We start from the raw sequence: 20070 nt of genomic DNA on the forward strand, positions 1-20070 counted from the left end.
GAGGGCGGGGCCCTCGGGCTTCGCGATCACCGCGGAGCGTCTCCGGCATGTCCTGAAGTGAGCGGTCGTTAACTGGTGACTGACCGCCGCGGATCGGGCATACTCACCGCACAGTCGCTGGTCAGCGGCTTCCGGGACCCGGGAGTGCGCGCTCTGGCCACGGCCGACCGACCCGGCGGGCCGCCCACCCACGGCGCCGCCCGCCGGTGCGCCCCACAGGGAGGAGAGCGTCGCCATGCACGACCGCGCCCCGCAGCCGGTGGAACGTCACCTGCCCACGGACGAGGCCCGGGACCTGATCTCGCTCGTCCGCGACATCGCCCAGCGCGAGATCGCGCCGAAGGCGGCCGAGGAGGAGGACGCCGGACGCTTCCCGCGCGAGGTCTTCACCCTGCTCTCCGGCTCCGGCCTGCTCGGCCTGCCCTACGACGCCGAACACGGCGGCGGCGACCAGCCCTACGAGGTCTACCTCCAGGTCCTGGAGGAACTCGCCGCCGCCCGGCTCACCGTCGGCCTCGGCGTCAGCGTCCACACCCTCGCCTGCTACGCGCTGGCCGCCCACGGCACCAAGGAGCAGCGCGTCGAGCACCTGCCCGCGATGCTCGGCGGCGGTCTGCTCGGCGCCTACTGCCTCTCCGAGCCGTCCGCCGGCTCGGACGCCGCCTCGCTGCGCACCCGTGCCGTGCGCGACGGCGAGGACTGGCTGATCACCGGCACCAAGGCGTGGATCACCCACGCAGGCGTCGCCGACTTCTGCACCGTCATGGCGCGCACGGGCGAGGAGGGCCCGCGCGGGATCACCGCCTTCCTGGTCCCCGGGGACGCCGAGGGGCTGAGCGCGGCGGCGCCCGAGAGGAAGATGGGGCTCAAGGGCTCGCCCACGGCCCAGCTCCACTTCGACGGCGTACGCGTGCCGGACGCGCGGCGGATCGGGGAGCCGGGCCAGGGCTTCTCGATCGCCCTGTCGGCGCTCGACTCGGGACGCCTGGGCATCGCCGCCTGCGCGATCGGGGTGGCGCGGGCGGCGCTGGACGAGGCGGTGCGCTACGCCACCGAGCGGCGGCAGTTCGGCAGGCCGATCGCCGACTTCCAGGGGCTGCGCTTCACGCTCGCCGACATGGCGACCCAGATCGAGGCGGGCCGCGCCCTGTACCTGGCGGCGGCCCGGCTGCGCGACGCGGGACGGCCGTTCGCCCGGCAGTCGGCGATGGCCAAGCTGCACTGCACCGACACGGCGATGCGGGTGACCACCGACGCCGTGCAGATCCTCGGCGGCTACGGCTACACCGCGGACTTCCCGGCCGAGCGGTACATGCGCGAGGCGAAGGTCCTGCAGATCGTCGAGGGCACCAACCAGATCCAGCGGATGGTCATCGCCCGCCATCTCGTGGGACCGGAGGAGCGCTGAGGCCGCCGGGTCCGTCCGGGGGCGCCGCGAGCTGGGCCCACTCGGGGTCGTGGCGCCCGGGCAGGGTACGGCCGCGGTCGGCCCAGGTCCGCATCAGCGCGCGGTAGATCGGCGGGTCCGGGGGCTGGGGTGCCGGCGGAAGCGCTCCGGCGGGCACCGGGACGAACACGCGCCGCCGGCGCCCGGTCGCGGTGAACGTGGGGGTCATATCAGGGCAACGTGCGAAACCCCGGACAGGTCACCGGCGCGCGGAATCGCGCGTGAGCCCACCGGGGTCCGGGCGTGCGCCCCCGGTGGCGGTGGCGGTGGCGCGACCGGTTCGGAGGCCGGCCGGGGAGACCGGCCGGCCGCGTCACCGGGCCGGCCGAAGGGCGCGCGCGGCTCAGGCGGCCTCGCGCCGCACCACCGGCACGCGCATCGGGCGCGAACCCGGGCCGCCGACGTGGGAGAAGGGCTGCATCCGCCAGTCCAGGCCCTGGGGGAGCGTCAACAGCAGGGCGGTGTCCTGCTCCTGGGGCTGGAAGGACTCGTCCGCGGGGCGGGCGTCGGCCGCCCGGCGGCCGGTGCCGGCGCAGACCGTGAGCCCGAACGGGTTCCACGGCGAGGCGCACAGCGCGTGCTCCGGCAGGACGTCCTCGTCCGCCAGCAGGGCGATGGGCTGCGCGCAGTCCGGGCAGATCACCCGGTACATCTCGAAGGTGTCGTAGGCGTCGAACTCGTCCTCGTCGAAGGCGTCGGGTTCGACACCCTCCGGCGTGGGCTCGACCACCGGCTGCTGCCGCTTGGACGTGGTACGACCAGGGCGCTGAAGACTCTGCATGGGATTCTCCCCCTCGGGCTGGGCCGTGAAGGCACTGCGGCCTCGACCACAGCAAGCACTTCCCGTCACCCGTCGGCGGTAATCACGGGAACATCACGGAGGCTGTTCGAAGCCTGTGGCGTTCGTCACATGCCGCCCGCAGGTGCCCTGTGCCCCCGTGCGCCGGGCGTGGCCCGGGACGTCCAGGTGTCCCAGGAGGTCAAGCGCACTGTAGGTTCTTGCGCCATGGAGGAGCTGGACCGACAGATCGTGCAGCTGCTCGTCGAGGACGGGCGGATGAGCTACACCGACCTGGGCAAGGCCACGGGCCTGTCCACGTCGGCCGTGCACCAGCGGGTGCGGCGGCTGGAGCAGCGTGGCGTCATCCGCGGGTACGCCGCGGTCGTCGACCCGGAGGCCGTGGGGCTGCCGATGACCGCCTTCATCTCGGTGAAACCGTTCGACCCCAGCGCCCCCGACGACATCGCGGACCGGCTGGCCGGCGTCCCCGAGATCGAGGCGTGCCACAGCGTGGCCGGCGACGAGAACTACATCCTCAAGGTGCGCGTCGCCACCCCGCACGAGCTGGAGGAACTCCTCGCCCGGCTGCGCTCGTTGGCCGGGGTGTCCACGCGTACGACGGTCGTGCTGTCCACCCCGTACGAGGCGCGGCCGCCACGGATCTGAGGGACCTGTGCGCGGGGCGGCCCCGGCGAGGGGTGAGACTGGTGTCCATGAGTGAGTCCAGTGCCCCGACCGAGACCGTCCTGCTGCGCCGCGGCGAGGTCCACAGTCCCGCCGACCCCTTCGCCACGGCCATGGTCGTCGAACGCGGCCAGGTCGCGTGGGTCGGCTCCGAGGGGGCCGCGGACGCCTTCGCGGACGGTGTGGACGAGGTGGTCGACCTGGACGGCGCGCTGGTCACCCCGGCGTTCACCGACGCACATGTGCACATGACCACCACCGGTCTGGCCCTCACCGGCCTCGACCTGTCCGACGCGCCCTCCCTGCCGGCCGCCCTGGCCCGGGTGCGCGAGTTCGCCGCCGCCCGCCCCGCCGACCGCGTCCTGCTCGGCCACGGCTGGGACTCGGCCGCCTGGCCCGAGGGCCGCCCGCCGACCCGCGCCGAACTGGACGAGGCCGCCGGCGGCCGTCCCCTCTACCTCAGCCGCGTCGACGTCCACTCGGCCGTCGTCACCACCGCCCTGCTCGACCTGACGCCGGGCGCCCCCGGCCGCGCGGACGCCCCCCTCACCGGGGACGCCCACCACGCCGTACGCGCCGTCGCCCTGGGCGCCGTCACCCCGGCCCAGCGCACGGACGCCCAGCGCGCCGCCCTGGCCCACGCCGCCTCGCTCGGTATCGGAACCGTTCACGAATGCGCAGGCCCGGAGATCTCCTCCGAGGACGACCTCACCGGTCTGCTGCGGCTGGCGGCCGAGGGGAACGGCCCCCGGGTGGTCGGCTACTGGGCCGAACAGGACGCCGACAGGGCGAGGGAGCTGGGCGCGGCCGGCGCCGCGGGCGACCTCTTCGTCGACGGCTCCCTCGGCTCCCACACCGCCTGCCTGCACCACCCCTACGCCGACGCCGGCCACACCGGCCTCGCCCACCTCGACGCCGACGCGGTCGCCTCGCACGTCGTGGCCTGCACCGAGGCCGGGATCCAGGCGGGCTTCCACGCCATCGGCGACGCCGCCCTCACCGCGGTCGTCGAGGGCGTGCGCGCCGCCGCCGAGAAGCTCGGCCTCGCCCGCGTCCGCGCCGCCCGCCACCGCGTCGAGCACGCCGAGATGCTCACCCCCGAGACCATCGCCGCCTTCGCCGAACTCGGCCTGACCGCCTCCGTGCAGCCCGCCTTCGACGCGCTGTGGGGCGGCGCGGACGGCATGTACGCCCGCCGCCTCGGCGTCGACCGGGCCCGCACCCTCAACCCCTTCGCGGCCCTGCTGCGCGCCGGCGTCCCGCTCGCCTTCGGCTCCGACAGCCCCGTCACCCCCCTCGACCCCTGGGGCACGGTCCGGGCCGCCGCCTTCCACCGCACGCCGGAGCACCGCGTCTCGGTGCGCGCCGCGTTCACTGCCCACACGCGCGGCGGCTGGCGGGCGGTCGGCCGGGACGACGCGGGCGTCCTGGCCCCCGGCGCACCCGCCGACTACGCGGTCTGGCGCACCGGTGACCTGGTGGTCCAGGCCCCCGACGACCGGGTCGCCCGCTGGTCGACCGACCCGCGCTCCGGCACCCCCGGCCTGCCCGACCTCACCCCGGGCCGCGACCTGCCGGTCTGTCTGCGCACCGTGGTCGGCGGGCGGACGGTCTTCGTACGGCCGGGCGAGTGACACCCACCCCCGACGGGACGACGATCTTTCCCCCGTCCCTGTGTCGCACCGCCCGGCCCCACTCGCCGCTGACCAGGGCATTGATCCGATCACCGCAGGTCAAACGACTGTTGACAGGCGACGGAGCCGGGCCGGTAGGTTCGGCGGAGTCCACCACCGGACGCCCGACCGGGGAACTACCGCGCACACGCCGCGGCGCCGCTGGGTCAGGGACGGTGTGCCGCACCGGCGCACCGCCACTGTGAGCCAGGCCCAGCACTCGCGCCAGGCGAGGGAACGTTCCGGCCGGTCGGGAGGTGTGACCCGGGTGGGGCCCGGGCGCTCAGTAGACAACGGCTTCAGGTCGATCCGCAGCCAGCGGGTCCCAGGTCGGCCCGAAGGGCGCCGGGCCCCCATCCGCAGTCGGGTTCGGCCTCAAAAGACCCATTGCTACCCAGGTCTTGTGGAAACGACACCACCATACGAACGTCCTGTCATGTCATCGCAGGCCCCGGCCACTATGGTGGTGCTCTGCGTACGGACTCGGAGGGGCAGCAGTGAACGACGGTGACGGGACGCGAGCGGCAGCGGGCCAGGAGAGAAGGTCCGGCCCCCTCGGCACGCCCCTGGTGATCATCCCGACCTACAACGAGTCGGAGAACATCAAGGCGATCGTCGCCCGTGTGCGCGAGGCGGTTTCCGAGGCGCACGTCCTGGTGGCCGACGACAACAGTCCCGACGGCACCGGCAAGCTCGCCGACGAACTCGCCGCCGCCGACGACCACGTCCACGTCCTGCACCGCAAGGGCAAGGAAGGGCTCGGCGCCGCCTACCTCGACGGGTTCCGCTGGGGCCTGGAGCGCGACTACGGCGTCCTGATCGAGATGGACGCCGACGGCTCCCACCAGCCCGAGGAACTGCCGAGGCTGCTGACCGCGCTGAAGGGGGCCGACCTCGTCCTCGGCTCCCGCTGGGTGCCGGGCGGCCGGGTGGTGAACTGGCCCAAGTCCCGGGAGGTCATCTCCCGCGGCGGCAGCCTCTACTCGCGCCTCGCGCTGGACCTGCCGCTGCGCGACATCACGGGCGGCTACCGGGCCTTCAGGCGCGAGACCCTGGAGGGCCTCGGCCTGGGGGAGGTGTCCTCGCAGGGCTACTGCTTCCAGGTCGACCTGGCTCGCCGCGCGGTCAAGGCCGGCTACCACGTGGTCGAGGTGCCGATCACCTTCGTCGAACGTGAACTGGGCGACTCCAAGATGAGCAAGGACATCCTCGTCGAGGCGCTGTGGCGGGTCACCGCCTGGGGCGTCGGGGAGCGGGTCGGCAAGATCATGGACCGCGACCGGCCGGACCGGGACAAGACGGACCAGGACGGGGCGGACCGCGCGCCGCACCGGTCGTCCTCCCGGACCCCGTGACCGGGCCCTTATCCCGCGCTGAGCCGGGCCCGGGCACACTGGGGACATGACGACTGGCGCGCACACCCCCGGCCATCCCGCCACCCGGCCCCGCCGCTCCCGCGTGCGCACATTCCTGCCGCTGGGCGTCGCCGCCTGGCTGGTGCTGGAGATCTGGCTGCTGGCGCTGGTCGCGGGGGCGTCGAACGGCCTGGTGGTCTTCCTGGTCCTGCTGGCCGGCATCGTCCTGGGCTCAGTGATCATCAAGCGGGCGGGACGCCGTGCCTTCCGCAGTCTCCAGGAGACGCTGCGGCAGCAGCAGGGCGGGGCGGCACCGGCGGCCCGGCCGAACAGCGAGGGAAACGGCCTGACGATGCTGGGCGGCCTGCTCGTCATGATCCCCGGCCTGGTCTCCGACGCGGCCGGTCTGCTCCTGCTGCTGCCCCCGGTCCAGAAGGCGGTGAGCCGGTACGCGGAGCGCACCTTCGAACGCCGGCTGCGCGCGGCGGGCCCCGGCACCCTGGGCGACGCCTTCCGCCAGGCCCGTATGCACCGCCCGGACGGCAAGGTCGTCCCGGGCGAGGTCGTACGGGACGACGAGCCAGGCCCCGCGGACCGGGACCCGCGCCCGCCCCTGACCCGCTGACCCCCAGGAGGCGGATCGCCTCCGGCCCGTCCGGTGTCCGAGGACGAGGCCGTCCGGGCCGACGGGAGTCCGGGCCGACGAGGGTCCGGGGGCGCGGCCTCCGGCACGGCGCCGCCACCGGCCCCGCACGGCAAAGACCGCGGGCGCCGTACGTCTCGACGTACGGCGCCCGCGGTCACTCACGTGCGCTGCTTCCGGCCCTCAGGCCCAGCGGGGACTACGCGCTCTTGCGGCTGTCGCGCGGATGCACCGCGATGTTCATCGCGCCGGAGCGCAGAACCGCCAGCCGCTCCTCGAGGACCTCTTCGAGCTCCTCGCGGGTGCGTCGTTCCATCAGCATGTCCCAGTGCGTACGCGCGGGCTTGGCCTTCTTCTCCTCAGGGCCGTCGCCGTCCACGAGGAGTGCCTGGGCCCCGCAGACCTTGCACTCCCACTCCGGCGGAACCTCCGCCTCGACCGAGAAGGGCATCTCGAACCGGTGCCCCTTCTCGCATGCGTACTCCACGGCCTGGCGCGGGGCCAGGTCGATGCCGCGGTCCGTCTCGTAGCTGGTCACCACGAGGCGCGTGCCGCGAAGAGCTCGCTCACTCATGAATCGTGCCTCCCGGGCTTGTCGCCCACAGGACAGGTGTCGCTGTCGTCGTCATCCGGTCAACGTCCGGTCGGCGGTAAAGATTCCCGTCCCGAGTCCCGTTCCGGGGCCGTGTGTCGCCGTCGTAGCCGCAGCCTTTGTCAACCAGTGCAGTACCCACAGGCGCCCGGTACGTCACCTCTACTCGGAGATGTCACCCGACGTTTCGGCACCTTTGACGCGCAGTAACGGTACGCCTGGCAGGCCAAAGGCGTACACTACCGCCCTTTCACGCCAAGTGCTAAATCCTTTCGGGAACGGAATTGCCCGCGTCGCCGACCGCCCGCCTGACCGGCACCCGCGCGAGCAGCGCGAAGCCGAGGACGAAGAACGTCACCAGCGAGATGATCGCGTCCCGGTAGCTCCCGGTCAGCTGGTAGGTCAGCCCGAACAGCAGGGGTCCCAGCCAGCTCATGCCGCGGTCGCTGATCTCGTACGCGGAGAAGTACTCGGCCTCCTTGCCGGGCGGCACGAGGTGGGAGAAGAGCGAGCGGGACAGGGCCTGGCTGCCGCCGAGGACGAGGCCGATCCCGGCGGCCAGGACGAAGAACCACGCCGGCGCCCCGGCCGGCAGGAAGTACCCGGCCGCGAGGGTGACCGTCCAGGCGGCCAGCGAGCCGAGGATCACGCGCTTGGCGCCGTACCGCCGGGCCAGCCGGCCCAGCAGCAGCGCCCCCGCCACGGCCAGCACCTGCACCAGCAGGACGGCCACGATGAGCGTGGACTGGCCCAGTCCCAGCTCCTCGGAGCCGTAGACCGACGCCTGGGAGATCACCGTCTGGATGCCGTCGTTGTAGACCAGGTACGCCAGCAGGAAGGCCAGCGTCAGCGGGTGGCGGCGCATGTCGCGCACCGTGGCCGCCAGTTGCCGCAGGCCCGGCGGGGCCGCCTCCCGCGCGGGGGCCCGGCGGTCCCGCAGCCGGCGCAGCGGGACCAGCGCGAAGGCGCCCCACCACAGGCCCGCCGACGCCAGGCAGACGCGGACCGCCGCGCTCTCGGTGAGCCCGAAGGAGTCGTGCGCGGTGTACAGCACCAGGTCGACGACGAGCACCAGCGCCCCGGCCGCGTAGCCGAAGGCCCAGCCGCGGGAGGAGACGGCGTCGCGCTCCTGGGGCGGCGCGATCTGCGGCAGATAGGAGTTGTAGAGCATCATCGCGACCGACTGGGCCGCGTTGGCGGTCACCAGGAGCGCGCCGCCGAGCAGGTAGCGGTCGCCGTCCAGGAAGAACAGGCCGGCCGTGGCCGCCGCCCCGGTGTACGCCGCCGCGCCCAGCAGGGGCTTCTTGCGGCCCGTGCGGTCGGCGGCGGCTCCCACCAGGGGCATCACCAGCACCGCCACGATCACCGACAGGGAGACCGAGTACGCGAAGAAGGACCCGGCGCGCACGGGTATGCCCAGCGGATGGACGAACCCGTCCCCGTCCGCCGCCGCCTCGGCGACCGAGGTGAGGTAGGGGCCCAGGAACACGGTGAGCACGCTCGTCGAGTAGACCGAGCAGGCCCAGTCGTAGAAGTACCAGCCGCGCTGCTCGCGCCGGCGCCCGGCGGCCTCGTCGGCCGTCTGTGTCCGCACGGTGTCGGTGCCCACCCGTGCCCTCGCCTTCCCCATGGACGCGCGAGGTCCCCCGGACCGGACGCGGGTCTCAGACCCAGACGCCGCGGTCCTCCATGACCTTGCGCAGTACGCCGATGTGATCGGTCATGATGCCATCCACGCCCAGGTCCAGGAGCCGGTGCATGCGCTCGGGCTCGTTCACCGTCCACACGTGCACCTGGAGCCCGCGCGCGTGGGCGGCGCGCACGAAGCGGTGGTCGGCCACCGGCACGCCCGACTGGGCCTCGGGCACCTGCGCGGCCACCGCCGGGCGGCGCGGCGCCCCCGGCACGCCCCAGGAGCACAGCCGCAGCCCCAGTACGCCCCGGGTGCCGTACGAGGTGGCGAGGCGGGGGCCGGCCAGCCGCTGGGCGCGCGCCACGCGCGCCTCGGAGAACGAGCCGAGGCAGACCCGGTCCCAGGAGTTGGTGCGCCCCACGAGGTTCAGGAAGGGCAGCAGGGCCGGTTCGGCCTTGACGTCCACGTTCCAGCGGACCTCGGGGAAGGTCTCCAGCAGTTCCTCGAAGAGGGGGAGCGGTTCGCTGCCCGCCACGCGCGCGTGGCTGACCTCGGCCCACGGCAGCTCGGCGATCCGGCCGGTGCCGTCGGTGACCCGGTCCAGCGTCGCGTCGTGGAAGGCGACCAGCTTGCCGTCCCGGGTGGCGTGCACGTCGGTCTCGATGTACCGGTAGCCCGCCTCGACGGCCCGCCGGAACTGGCGCAGCGTGTTCTCCAGGCCGTCGGCCGCGCCGCCCCGGTGGGCGAAGGGGATCGGGCCGGGATGGTCGAGGTAGGGGTGGCGTATGGGGGTGGTCACCGACGCAGTATGGCCGCCCGGGGTTGACCGGCGGCAACCACCGTGCTGCCGCCGGATGCCGGGGGGACGGCGAACACGCGCAGGAACAGCTGGACGAGCGGGCCGATCGCCACCGCGTACAGCAGGGTGCCGATCCCGACGGTGCCGCCGAGGGCGAAGCCGGTCACCACGACCGTGATCTCCACCGCCGTCCGCACCAGGCGCACCGACAGGCCGGTGCGCCGGTTCAGGCCCGTCATCAGGCCGTCGCGCGGTCCGGGACCGAACCGCGCCGCGATGTACAGGCCGGTCGCCGCCCCGTTGAGGACGATCCCCGAGGTCAGGAACGCGGTCCGCGCCACCGGGCCGTGGACGTCCGGCACCAGGGCCAGCGTCGCGTCCATCGCGGCCCCGATCACCAGCACGTTGGAGACGGTGCCGAGGCCCGGCCGCTGCCGCAGCGGTAGCCACAGCAGGAGCACGGCCGCGCCGACGACGGTGAGGACCACGCCCATCGACAGGCCCGTGCGCTCCGCGAGGCCCTGGTGCAGCACGTTCCACGGTTCCAGGCCGAGGCCCGAGCGGACCAGCAGCGCCGAGCTGGCCCCGTAGAGCAGCAGACCGCCGTAGAGCTGGGTGAGCCGGCGGGCGAGGCGTCTCCGGGTGGACCGGTGTGCGGACATGCTGAGCCCCCTGGGTGAGAAACGTGGCGCGGTCTGTGCCACCCTGTGGCCTGGAAGCGGAAGCCATCCAGGGCCAATTCACGGAAGGTGGACTGATTCACATGGCGCAGTGGACTTCGGCCGTGGGAGCCGCGCAGCTCGCGCGGCTGCTCGGCTCGCAGCAGGAGCGCCCGGCCGGACCGGGCACCCGCCGCCCGCCCGCCTACCGGGCGCTGGCCGACGGCGTCCGGCTGCTCGTGCTCGAGGGACGGGTGCCGGTCGCCGCCCGGCTGCCCGCCGAGCGGGAACTGGCCCTCGCCCTGTCGGTCAGCCGCACCACGGTCGCCGCCGCCTACGAGGCGCTGCGCGCCGAGGGCTTCCTGGAGTCCCGGCGCGGCGCGGGCAGCTGGACCGCCGTCCCGCCCGGGAACCCGGTGCCGGCCCGGGGCCTGGAGCCGCTGCCGCCCGAGGCGCTCGGCTCGGTGATCGACCTGGGCTGCGCGGCGCTCCCGGCGCCCGAACCCTGGCTCACCCGCGCCGTGCGGGGCGCCCTGGAGGAACTGCCGCCGTACGCGCACACGCACGGCGACTACCCGGCCGGCCTGCCCGCGCTGCGCGCCACCCTCGCCGACCGCTACACCGCCCGGGGCATCCCGACCATGCCCGAACAGATCATGGTGACCACCGGCGCGATGGGCGCGATGGACGCGATCTGCCATCTGTTCGGGGGCCGCGGCGAGCGCATCGCCGTCGAGTCGCCCTCCTACGCCAACATCCTCCAGCTGATGCGGGAGGCGGGCGCGCGACTGGTGCCCGTCGCCATGGCCGGCGGCCTCGGCGGCTGGGACCTGGACCGGTGGCGCCAGGTGCTGCGGCAGGCCGCGCCCCGCCTCGCCTACGTCGTCGCCGACTTCCACAACCCGACCGGCGCGCTCGCCGGCGAGGACCAGCGGCGGCGGCTGGTCGAGGCGGCCCGGTCGGCGGGGACGGTGCTGGTGGCCGACGAGACCATGAGCGAGCTGCTGCTCGACGAGGACGTGGCGATGCCGCCCCCGGTGTGCGCCTTCGACCCGGCCGGGTCGACCGTGGTCACCGTCGGTTCGGCCAGCAAGGCGTTCTGGGCCGGGATGCGCATCGGCTGGGTGCGGGCGTCCCCCGACGTGATCCGCAGCCTCGTAGCCGCCCGCGCCTACGCCGACATGGGCACCCCCGTCCTCGAACAGCTGGCGGTGAACTGGCTGTTCGGCACCGGCGGCTGGGAACGGGCCGTCGAACTGCGCCGCGCGCAGGCGCGGGAGAACCGGGACGCGCTGGTCGCGGCGGTACGGCGGGAGCTGCCCGGGTGGGAGTTCGAGGTACCCAAGGGCGGGCTCACCCTGTGGGTGCGCACGGGCGGCCTGTCGGGGTCGCGGCTCGCCGAGGCCGGGGAGCGGGTCGGGGTCCGGGTGCCCTCCGGGCCGCGGTTCGGCGTCGACGGGGCCTTCGAGGGGTACGCGCGGCTGCCGTTCACGGTCGCCGGCGCGGTGGCCGACGAGGCGGCCCTGCGGCTGGCCGCGGCGGCGCGGCTGGTCGAGAGCGGGGGAGCCGGCGGGGCGGAGGCGCCCCGGACCTTCGTGGCGTGACGCGCGGCACCCCGGCGGAGGGGGCGCCGCGGAGATCCGTCAGGGGTCCGCTGGTGACCTGAGCCGGAGATTCCCTGGTAGGTCGCCCGCCGCCCCGGCGGGGCAGATGTCCCCGCCGGCAGGCAAGGGCTGCCCGGATCGAACACCGTATCCGGCAGGGAACTTCCGACTCGGATCACTAGGGCTTGATGAGCGTGGGCACCGACTTCTTCTCCCGTCCCTTCCGCCGCCTCTTCCTCTCCTCCTGCGGCCCGGCGAGGGTCGGGACCGGCCTCGCCGGGGCCGGTTCCGGCTCGGGGGAGGCCGCTTCCGCCGCGGCGCAACCGGCCGGGTCCGCCGGGGCCTCCTGTCCGCTGCCCGGGGCCTCGGGGACGTGCTCCCCGTCGGCCGGCGTGGTGCGCGGCGGCAGCAGCTCCAGGACCGCCTGCCGGTGGCTGTCGCTGGTGGCGTCGTCGTACGGGTCCGGGGTGGCCGGCACCTGGAGGCGCAGGACCGGGCCGGTGCCGAGCCGGGCGTAACCGCGGCCGGGCGGGACCTGGTCGACGGGTGTGGTCCCCGGGGAAGTGCCGAGCGCGGCCGTCAGTTCGTCCGGCCCGGCCGGGCCGAGGAGCACGCGCGCGCGTGTGTGCTGCCGTACGGCGTCGCCGAGCGTGTCGAGGGCGTCCAGCTGGTCGGCCACCACCACCGTCACGTGCGCGGCGCGGCCGTGCCGCAGCGGCACCTGGAGCAGGGCCTGCGGGTCCTTGCGGCCGTCCACGCCGGCCAGGTGCGTGAAGGCGCCGGGCCGGTCCAGCAGGAGCCACAGCGGTCGCCGGGTGTCCTCGGGCGGAGGCTGCCCCTCCTGCCGGGCCCGGTTGACGGCGATCAGCCGGCGCTCGGTCTCCTGGGCGGCCCACTCCAGGCTGGTCAGCACCCCGGCGAGGCCGCACTCGACGGCCAGGACGCCGTCGCGCCCGGTCAGACAGGCGTACTCGCCGGTGCCGCCGCCGTCGACGATCACCAGGTCGCCGCCGTGGTGCAGGGCCTGGAGGGCGACGGAGCGCAGCAGCGTGGAGGTTCCGGTGCCCGGCCGGCCGAGGACCAGCAGATGCGGCTCGGTGGAGCGCGCGCCGGTGCGCCAGACGACCGGCGGCACGTCGCGCCGCTCCTCGCCGTGGACAACCGGCAGGGTGCGCTGGACCCCGGTCGGGTCGGTGAAGCCGAGGACCGTCTCGCCGGGCGCGGTGACGAAGCGCTGGGCGGCGATGTCGGCGGGCAGCGGGGCCAGGGCGGTGAGGGTGAGGTGGTTGGCCTCCTCGTCCCAGGTGAAGCGGTACTCGCGGTCCCGGCCGGCCTTGGCGGTGAGCAGGTGCTCGATCCGGGCGCGGGCGGCGGCCTCGCCGTCGGTGAAGTACGCCGGGTAGTGGACCACCAGCTGCGACAGACGGCCGTCGTCGTCGAACTCGTAGACCGGGAAGGCCTGCTGCCAGCCGCCGCCGTGGGTGTACAGCGGATCGGGGTCCTCGGCGAGCGAGAAGTAGGGGACCAGCGCCTCGTAGAGCGAGGTCAGACGGCGGGTCCGCGCGTCATCGGCCTCCTCGGCCGCGGACGGGACGCGGTTCCTGCCCTGCCAGGCCGCCGCCGCCGTCAGCGCGACGGCGGCCAGCAGCGGGCCGTACGGCATCAGGCCCACGACCAGGACGACCGAGGCCACCAGGAAGAGCAGCGCGCCGCGCCGGTCCTTGGGGGTCCCGGTCCACCTGCGCCGCGCGGCCGCGGTCAGCCGGCCGATGCCGCGGGCGATCGTGATCAGCGGCTGGAGGACGTCGGTGGCGCTGTCGGCCGCCGTCCGGGCCAGCTCCCGGCTGCGGGCGAGCTGTGCGCCGCTGTTGCTCAGGACGCGGGGAAGGGGGCGCCGGGCCACTGCTGCCTCCTGGAGGTGCGGACGAGGACGGGGGCGGTCAGAACTTGAGTCCGCCGAGGAGGCCGGCCAGGCTCTCTCCGCCCGCCTTGATGCTCGGGGCGATGGCGGTGCTCGCCAGGTAGAAGCCGAACAGCATGGCCACCACGGCGTGCGACGCCTTCAGGCCGTCCTTGCGGAAGTAGATGAAGACGACGACGCCGAGCAGGACGACGCCTGAGATCGAGAGGATCATGTGAGTTCTCCTGGTTCGCGGGGACAGTCACCATGAGTACTTCCAGGATCACAGCATGTATCCATATGATTAAAGGTGCAAGCGGGTGAATATCGGGTGTTTTGCCTCGCGTGGCGGAGCGCCTCCCGGGCCCGCCGGGCTGTGGCGATCTTTACCTCGGGCGCCCCCGGCCATGTGTCCCGCGAGCCAGTACCCTGGCGATTCACTCGTACGGCCGCCCCGCTCGCGGCCGCGAACCCGTGGATGAGCGTCCCAGAGAGGTGGTCCGCCGATGACCGAAGCCCCCGACCCCGAGGTCGTCGAACTGGCGACCAAGATCTTCGATCTGGCCCGGCAGGGGCAGACCGAGCCGCTCGTCGCCTACGTCGACGCGGGCGTCCCGGCCGACCTCACCAACGACCGCGGCGACTCCCTGGTGATGCTCGCCGCCTACCACGGCCACGCCGGCACGGTGCGCGCCCTGCTGGACCGCGGCGCCGAGGCCGACCGGGTCAACGACCGGGGGCAGACCCCGCTGGCCGGAGCCGTCTTCAAGGGCGAGACCGAGGTCGTCAAGGCCCTCCTGGAGGCCGGCGCGGACCCCGCGGCGGGCACCCCCTCCGCCGTGGACACGGCCCGCATGTTCGGCCGCGGGGAACTGCTGGAGCTCTTCGGCGCGCGGTGAGGCGGCCCGGGGGCCGTACGGGGGCCGCCGGTATTTCGGTCGCGGCGGGACGAATCGCGGGGTCATCATGGCGACGTGGTTCACGGACGTGACGGCTGGGCAGGTGTTGCCGCACCGCGCGGACCGCGACCCGGCCCGCGCGGGCCACCGACGAGAGGCAGAGGAAAATGGTCTTCGGCAAGCAGGAGACGGCGGGCGCCCCGACGTGTCGTCGCGCGGTCAGGTGAACGCGTGCTCACCCGGTTGCGTCGACGCTTGATGTCTTGATGTGAGGCTGTTTCCCATGTTCGATCCGGTCATAGCGCCCAGCGGTACGCTGCTCGGCCTGCTCCAGCGGGGGCGCGGCGACGGCACGCTGCACGCGCTCACCGCGCCGCGCGCGGAGGCGCTCGCGGCCCTGCACCACTGTGTGCTGCGGGACCCGCGCCACGACTGGCAGGTGGAGAACCGCTCCCTCTACTACGCACGCCTCTTCCTCGACCTCGACGGCGAGCTGGATGCCGTGGAGGCCCACCTCTTCGACGCCGAGGACGTCCTCGACCCCGAGGAGTCCCGTACGGGGCTGTCCCTGGCGTTCCTCGGGCACCTCGCCTCCTACGGCCGGCAAGACGCGCTCGAGCTGCTGCGCCGGTACGCCGCCCGGGGCACCAACTGGGCCTGGGCCCTGGACGAGCTGGCGCTGCGGGACGACGACGCCGGGCTGCGCGCCCTGGCCGAGCCCGTCCTGGCCCGCTTCCCCACCGACCCGCGGGGCGAGGCCGAGCTGGCCGCCGCCGTACGCGACGCCTTCGAACCGAGGCCCTGGCGGCTGTGGGCCGAGGACAGCCGCGAAGCGGTCGCCACGCGCGTGCGTGCCGCCCGGGAAGCCGGCTGCTTCGACCGCTGGCAGCGGCAGCTGCGGCCCGCCGGGCCCCGCCCCGGCTGGAGCGTGGCGGCCGTCTTCGAGTGGGCCCAGCAGGGCCTGGAGCGTGGCGCCGCGCTCCATGTGCCCGCCGCCCGGTGCCTCACCGCCGTCGCCGGTCCCCAGGACCGGCCCGAGATCGTCGAGGCCGCCCGGTCCGGCCCCGAGGGCGCCCGCTGCACCGCCTTGCGCTATCTCGCGGACGGCGGCGATCCCGGCGCGCTCGACCTGATCGAACAGGCCGTGGCCACCGGTACGGCGGGGGTGGTGGAGGCCGCCGTCGCCGCGTTCGAACGGATGAGCGCTCCCGTCGCCGTGGACCGGGCCCGCGGCTGGGCCCGCCGGCCCGACGCGCTGGGCGCCGCCGCCGGCCGGGTACTGGCCTGTCGCGGCGGCGCGGCCGACCGGGACGTCGTCCTGGCCGCGCTGCGCGAGGCGGTACGGGGCGAGGGTCCCGACGCGCCGACCCTGTGGACCCTCGTCGACGGCGCCGGACGGCTCGGCATCGCCTGCGCCGCCCCCGTGCTGCGGCACGTCTACCGGGAGACCGGCTCCTCCCACCTGCGCGGCCGGGCCGCCCGGGCGCTGGCCGCCACCGACCCGTCCTTCCCGGCCGGGTTCGCCGTGGAGTGCCTGTGGGACTGTGAGGAGACCACCCGCGAACTCGCGGCCCGGCACGCCGAGACCGGCGACAACCGGGTCGTCGAACGGCTGCGCCGGCTCGCCGCCGACCCGGCCGAGGAGGCCGAGGTGCAGACCGCCGTACGGAGCCGGATCGGGCCGGACGCGTCCGCGGCGTGAGTTCTGTGCCATGGGTCTTGTGCGGTGAGTCCTGCGGGGGAGTGCCGTTGCCGCGGGCTGGCGGACTGGCGGGCTGGCGGGCTGATGGAGCTGATGGACCGGTGGGCTCACGGGCTGACGGGGCGAGGGGCTGACGGGCCGACGGCGTGGAACCGTCCGTGCGCCGGAGACGCGGGCGTGAATGGGGGGCGCGCTGCCGCACACGGGGGTGCGCGGGGATGACGAGGCAACCATGCGCGCGCCGGGTGAACGAGGGGTGGCCCACGGCTCAGGCGGGCGTGGACACGGTCTGACCTGCCGGGTCGGGCACTCCAACGCTCACGGGCCGTTCCTCGGCCGGAAAGATCGACGTTGACGCGACCACGTCCAGCCCGGCGACAACACGGGTATGCGTGTCGTCATCGTGACCGAGTCCTTTCCCCCCGATGTGAACGGCGTGGCTCACTGCGCGCTCCAGACCGCCCGACACCTCGTCGACAGCGGTCACGTCCCCCTCGTCGTCGCCCCCGCCCCGGCGCCCGGCACCCGGCCCGACCCCCTCGCGGCGCCGTGCCCGGTCGTCCACGTCCCCTCCCTTCCGCTCCCCGGCTACCCCCAGGTCCGCGTCGCCCTCCCCAGCCGGCGTCTCGCCGCCGCGATCGCCGCGCACCGCGCCGACGTGGTCCACCTGGCCAGCCCCTTCGTCCTCGGCGTCCGCGGCATGGCCGCCGCCGCCCGGCTCGGCGTCCCCGCCGTGGCCGTCTACCAGACCGACCTGGCCGGATACGCCCGTACGTACATGGGGGCCGGCGAGGCGGCGGCGTGGCGCCGCATCCGCTCCGTGCACTCCGCCGCCGACCTCACCCTCGCCCCCTCCAGCGCCGCCCTGCACGACCTCCGGGCGCACGGCGTGCCCCGGGTCCGGCTCTGGCCGCGCGGGGTGGACACCGCCCGCTTCCGGCCCGGGCTGCGCGACGAGGCACTGCGCCGCGAACTCGCCCCGGACGGCGAGCTGATCGTCGGGTACGTCGGCCGGCTCGCCCCCGAGAAGCAGGTCGAGCTGCTGTCCGGGGCCTGCGCCCTGGACGGCGTACGCGTCGTGGTCGTCGGCGACGGACCCAGCCGCGCCGGCCTGGAGCAGGCCCTGCCCGGCGCCGTCTTCCTCGGCCGCCGCACCGGCGACGACCTGGCCCGGGTCTTCGCCTCCCTGGACGTCTTCGCCCACACCGGCCCCTTCGAGACCTTCTGCCAGACCGTGCAGGAGGCCATGGCCAGCGGGGTCCCCGTCGTCGCGCCCGCCGCGGGCGGCCCGCTGGACCTGGTGGACCACGGCCGCACCGGGCTGCTGGTGCCGCCCCGGGACGCGGACGCCGTCCGCGACGCGGTGGCGGCACTGGCCGCCGACCCGGCGCTGCGCGCCGCCTGCGGGAGCGCCGGACGCGCGGCCGTCGAAGGCCGTACCTGGGCGGCCGTCGGCGACCGGCTGATCGGCCACTACGCGGACGTCCTCACCGCACGGAAGGCGGTGCTGGCCGCGTGAACTCCCTCAGGATCGTCCGGCTCGCCAACTTCGTCGCCCCCGCCTCCGGCGGCCTGCGCACCGCCCTGCGCGAACTGGGCAAGGGATACCTCGCCGCCGGACACGAGCCCGTCCTCGTCGTCCCCGGCGAGCGCGCGAGCGACCGGGAGACCGAGCAGGGACGGGTGATCACCGTGCCCGGCCCGCTGCTGCCCGGCACCGGCGGCTACCGCGTCCTCACCGACAAGCGGCGGGTCGCCGCCCTGCTGGCGGAACTCGCCCCCGACCGCCTGGAGGTCTCCGACCGCACCACACTGCGCTGGACCGGCAAGTGGGCCCGGCGGGCCCGGATCCCCGCCGTGATGGTCTCCCACGAGACCGCCGACGGCGTCCTGCGCACCTGGGGCCTGTCCGAGGCGGCGGCCCGCCGCGCCGCCGACGCGCTCAACACGCGTACGGCGCACACGTACGCGCGCGTGGTGTGCACCACCGAGTTCGCCGAACGGGAGTTCCTGCGAATCGGCGCCCGCAACGTCGTACGCGCCCCCCTGGGCGTCGATCTCGTCGCCCGGCACCCGGCGCTGCGCGACGCGCGGGTGCGGGCGCGGTACGCGCGCGAGGACGAGACGCTGCTGGTGATGTGCTCCCGGCTGTCCGTGGAGAAGCGGCCCGGGACGGCCCTGGACGCCCTGGAGGCGCTGCGCCGGCGCGGCCGGCGGGCGGTCCTCGTGGTGGCCGGGGACGGCCCGCTGCGCACCCGGCTCCAACAGCGGGCCCGCGAGCGGCGGCTGCCCGTCGAGTTCCTCGGGCACGTGGGAGACCGCGGTCTGCTCGGCGCGCTCCAGGCCTGCGCCGACGTGTGCCTGGCGCCCGGGCCCGCCGAGACGTTCGGGCTGGCCGCGCTGGAGGCGATGGCCTGCGGCACCCCCGTGGCGGTCAGCGCCTCGTCCGCGCTGCCCGAGGTGATCGGCTCCGCCGGGGCCGTCGCCGCCGACCACGGGGAGGCGTTCGCGGACGCCGTGGACCTGCTGGCCGGGTGCCCGGAGACGGAGCGGCGGGCGGCGGCACGCGCGCGTGCGGAGTGCTTCGGCTGGGACACGGCGGTCGCCGCGTTCCTCGCCGCGCACGACGCGGCGGCGGTGGCGCCCTCCCGCCGGGGCGTGGCGGAGGGCGTGGCATGAGACGGCCGCGCTACGTGGCGCTCGGCGACTCGCTGACCGAGGGGGTGGGCGACCCGGTCGCGGGCGGCTGGCGCGGCTGGGCGGCGCTGCTCGCCGGGTCGCTCGCCGGGCAGGAGGAGCGGCCCGTGGAGTTCCGCAACCTCGCGGCCGGCGGGGCGCAGACCCGGGACGTGCTGGAGGCGCAACTGCCCGCCGGGCTGGCGCTGCGGCCGGACCTCGTCTCCGTCGTGATCGGCGTCAACGACACCCTGCGCCACACCTTCGACATCCACGCCGTGGCCGCCCGGCTGGACCAGGTCTACGCGGCGTTCAGCGCCCAGGGAGCCGCTCTGCTGACGGCCTGCCTGCCCGACCCCGGCACCATGCTCGGGCTGCCGGGAGCGCTGGCCCGGCCGCTGGCCCGGCGGCAGCGGGCCGTCAACACCGTGGTCCACGCGCTGTCCGAGCGGCACGGCGCCCTGCACCTGCACGCGGGCGACGGCGACTGGGTCACCGACCGCGCCATGTGGAGCGTGGACCGGCTGCACCCCGGTGAGCGGGGGCACCGGCAACTGGCCGTACGCGCCCACGCGCTGCTCGCCGCGCACGGGCTCGCCCAAGGGCCCGCGCCCTCGCCCGAACCCGGGTCCCCGGCCCCCACCCGGTCGGCGAGCCTGCGGTGGCTGGCCACCGCGGGCACCGGCTGGGTGGCCCGGCGCTCCACCGACCTGCTGCCGCAGCTGCTGACCCTGGCCGCCGAGGAACTGCGCCACCGCGCGCGCGGGACGAGCGCCCGGCTCGACCTGCGCGCGTCCGCGGCGGTCTCGGCGGCCCTGGCGGCCCTGCCGGTCACCGACCGCAGGGAGGCCGCTTGAGGACGTCGGCGGGGGGGGGGGGGGGGGGGGGGGCGGGGCGCCCGGGGGGGGGGGGCCCGGGCCGGGCGGGGCCGGGTGCGGTCCCGTAGCCCTTGATGGAGACGACGGCGCCGCCGGGCTCGACGGCCACCCGGGCGCTCCAGTGGCCGGAGGGCTCGCGCAGCTG

At 75.1% G+C, this 20070-nt stretch carries 18 protein-coding genes; 11 read left to right on the forward strand and 7 right to left on the reverse strand.

Features of this window, described 5'->3' with window-relative positions; all coding sequences use genetic code 11:
• Positions 1 to 235 precede the first annotated feature (235 nt).
• Complete coding sequence (locus ACY1JF_RS05345) at positions 236 to 1408, forward strand: acyl-CoA dehydrogenase family protein (RefSeq protein ID WP_462703778.1); 1173 nt, start codon at positions 236 to 238, stop codon at positions 1406 to 1408.
• A gap of 382 nt (positions 1409 to 1790) precedes the next feature.
• On the opposite strand, the gene ACY1JF_RS05350 is transcribed toward ACY1JF_RS05345, so the two are convergent.
• Positions 1791 to 2228 carry a hypothetical protein gene (locus ACY1JF_RS05350; protein WP_462703779.1) on the reverse strand — a complete coding sequence of 146 codons (438 nt, stop codon included), beginning with the start codon at positions 2226 to 2228 and terminating at the stop codon, positions 1791 to 1793.
• Between the two features lie 225 nt (positions 2229 to 2453).
• Here ACY1JF_RS05350 and ACY1JF_RS05355 point away from each other — a divergent pair, with 225 nt between their 5' ends.
• The 4 genes from ACY1JF_RS05355 (at position 2454) to fxsA (ending at position 6565) form a co-directional block, all read left to right on the forward strand.
• Positions 2454 to 2894: an Lrp/AsnC family transcriptional regulator gene (locus ACY1JF_RS05355; RefSeq protein ID WP_462703816.1), complete on the forward strand. Its 441-nt coding sequence runs from the start codon at positions 2454 to 2456 to the stop codon at positions 2892 to 2894.
• 47 nt (positions 2895 to 2941) lie between these two features.
• The gene (locus ACY1JF_RS05360; RefSeq protein WP_462703780.1) at positions 2942 to 4546 is read left to right on the forward strand and encodes an amidohydrolase; all 1605 of its coding nucleotides are present in this window, start codon (positions 2942 to 2944) and stop codon (positions 4544 to 4546) included.
• 536 nt (positions 4547 to 5082) lie between these two features.
• Positions 5083 to 5940: a polyprenol monophosphomannose synthase gene (locus ACY1JF_RS05365; protein WP_462703781.1), complete on the forward strand. Its 858-nt coding sequence runs from the start codon at positions 5083 to 5085 to the stop codon at positions 5938 to 5940.
• Between the two features lie 46 nt (positions 5941 to 5986).
• Entirely contained in the window at positions 5987 to 6565 is a 579-nt protein-coding gene (gene fxsA, locus ACY1JF_RS05370; protein WP_462703782.1) for an FxsA family membrane protein, read from the forward strand.
• A gap of 217 nt (positions 6566 to 6782) precedes the next feature.
• Here the strand turns inward: fxsA and ACY1JF_RS05375 are convergent, their stop codons facing one another.
• The 4 genes from ACY1JF_RS05375 to yczE all read right to left on the reverse strand — a co-directional run bounded on the left by ACY1JF_RS05375 (position 6783) and on the right by yczE (position 10269).
• Positions 6783 to 7157 (reverse strand): RNA polymerase-binding protein RbpA, encoded by a 375-nt coding sequence (locus tag ACY1JF_RS05375; RefSeq protein ID WP_462703783.1) that lies wholly within the window; start codon positions 7155 to 7157, stop codon positions 6783 to 6785.
• A gap of 280 nt (positions 7158 to 7437) precedes the next feature.
• Entirely contained in the window at positions 7438 to 8784 is a 1347-nt protein-coding gene (locus ACY1JF_RS05380) for an MFS transporter (protein WP_462703784.1), read from the reverse strand.
• A 55-nt stretch (positions 8785 to 8839) separates the two neighbouring features.
• Complete coding sequence (locus ACY1JF_RS05385) at positions 8840 to 9607, reverse strand: glycerophosphodiester phosphodiesterase (protein ID WP_462703785.1); 768 nt, start codon at positions 9605 to 9607, stop codon at positions 8840 to 8842.
• Entirely contained in the window at positions 9604 to 10269 is a 666-nt protein-coding gene (gene yczE / locus ACY1JF_RS05390) for a membrane protein YczE (protein ID WP_462703786.1), read from the reverse strand. Before yczE ends, ACY1JF_RS05385 begins: the two co-directional genes overlap by 4 nt.
• Before the next feature lie 101 nt (positions 10270 to 10370).
• On the opposite strand from yczE, the gene ACY1JF_RS05395 reads away from it, so the two are divergent.
• Complete coding sequence (locus ACY1JF_RS05395) at positions 10371 to 11870, forward strand: SCO1417 family PLP biosynthesis transcription factor (protein WP_462703787.1); 1500 nt, start codon at positions 10371 to 10373, stop codon at positions 11868 to 11870.
• Positions 11871 to 12048: 178 nt separating this feature from the next.
• Here ACY1JF_RS05395 and ACY1JF_RS05400 read toward each other — a convergent pair whose 3' ends face one another.
• Both ACY1JF_RS05400 and ACY1JF_RS05405 read right to left on the reverse strand, forming a co-directional pair.
• The gene (locus ACY1JF_RS05400; protein ID WP_462703788.1) at positions 12049 to 13773 is read right to left on the reverse strand and encodes a P-loop NTPase family protein; all 1725 of its coding nucleotides are present in this window, start codon (positions 13771 to 13773) and stop codon (positions 12049 to 12051) included.
• 37 nt (positions 13774 to 13810) lie between these two features.
• Positions 13811 to 14005, reverse strand: coding sequence for a hypothetical protein (locus ACY1JF_RS05405; RefSeq protein ID WP_462703789.1), 195 nt, complete (start codon positions 14003 to 14005; stop codon positions 13811 to 13813).
• 271 nt (positions 14006 to 14276) lie between these two features.
• Here ACY1JF_RS05405 and ACY1JF_RS05410 point away from each other — a divergent pair, with 271 nt between their 5' ends.
• The 5 genes from ACY1JF_RS05410 (at position 14277) to ACY1JF_RS05430 (ending at position 19904) form a co-directional block, all read left to right on the forward strand.
• The gene (locus ACY1JF_RS05410; RefSeq protein ID WP_462703790.1) at positions 14277 to 14669 is read left to right on the forward strand and encodes an ankyrin repeat domain-containing protein; all 393 of its coding nucleotides are present in this window, start codon (positions 14277 to 14279) and stop codon (positions 14667 to 14669) included.
• Positions 14670 to 14952: 283 nt separating this feature from the next.
• Positions 14953 to 16371 (forward strand): HEAT repeat domain-containing protein, encoded by a 1419-nt coding sequence (locus ACY1JF_RS05415; RefSeq protein WP_462703791.1) that lies wholly within the window; start codon positions 14953 to 14955, stop codon positions 16369 to 16371.
• Positions 16372 to 16759: 388 nt separating this feature from the next.
• Positions 16760 to 17890 (forward strand): glycosyltransferase family 4 protein, encoded by a 1131-nt coding sequence (locus ACY1JF_RS05420; RefSeq protein WP_462703792.1) that lies wholly within the window; start codon positions 16760 to 16762, stop codon positions 17888 to 17890.
• The gene (locus ACY1JF_RS05425) at positions 17887 to 19050 is read left to right on the forward strand and encodes a glycosyltransferase (RefSeq protein WP_462703793.1); all 1164 of its coding nucleotides are present in this window, start codon (positions 17887 to 17889) and stop codon (positions 19048 to 19050) included. The genes ACY1JF_RS05420 and ACY1JF_RS05425 overlap by 4 nt, the downstream gene beginning before the upstream one ends.
• Complete coding sequence (locus ACY1JF_RS05430; RefSeq protein ID WP_462703794.1) at positions 19047 to 19904, forward strand: SGNH/GDSL hydrolase family protein; 858 nt, start codon at positions 19047 to 19049, stop codon at positions 19902 to 19904. Before ACY1JF_RS05425 ends, ACY1JF_RS05430 begins: the two co-directional genes overlap by 4 nt.
• Positions 19905 to 20070 lie beyond the last annotated feature (166 nt).

Source organism: Streptomyces sp. SYSU D01066-1 (genome assembly GCF_054956795.1).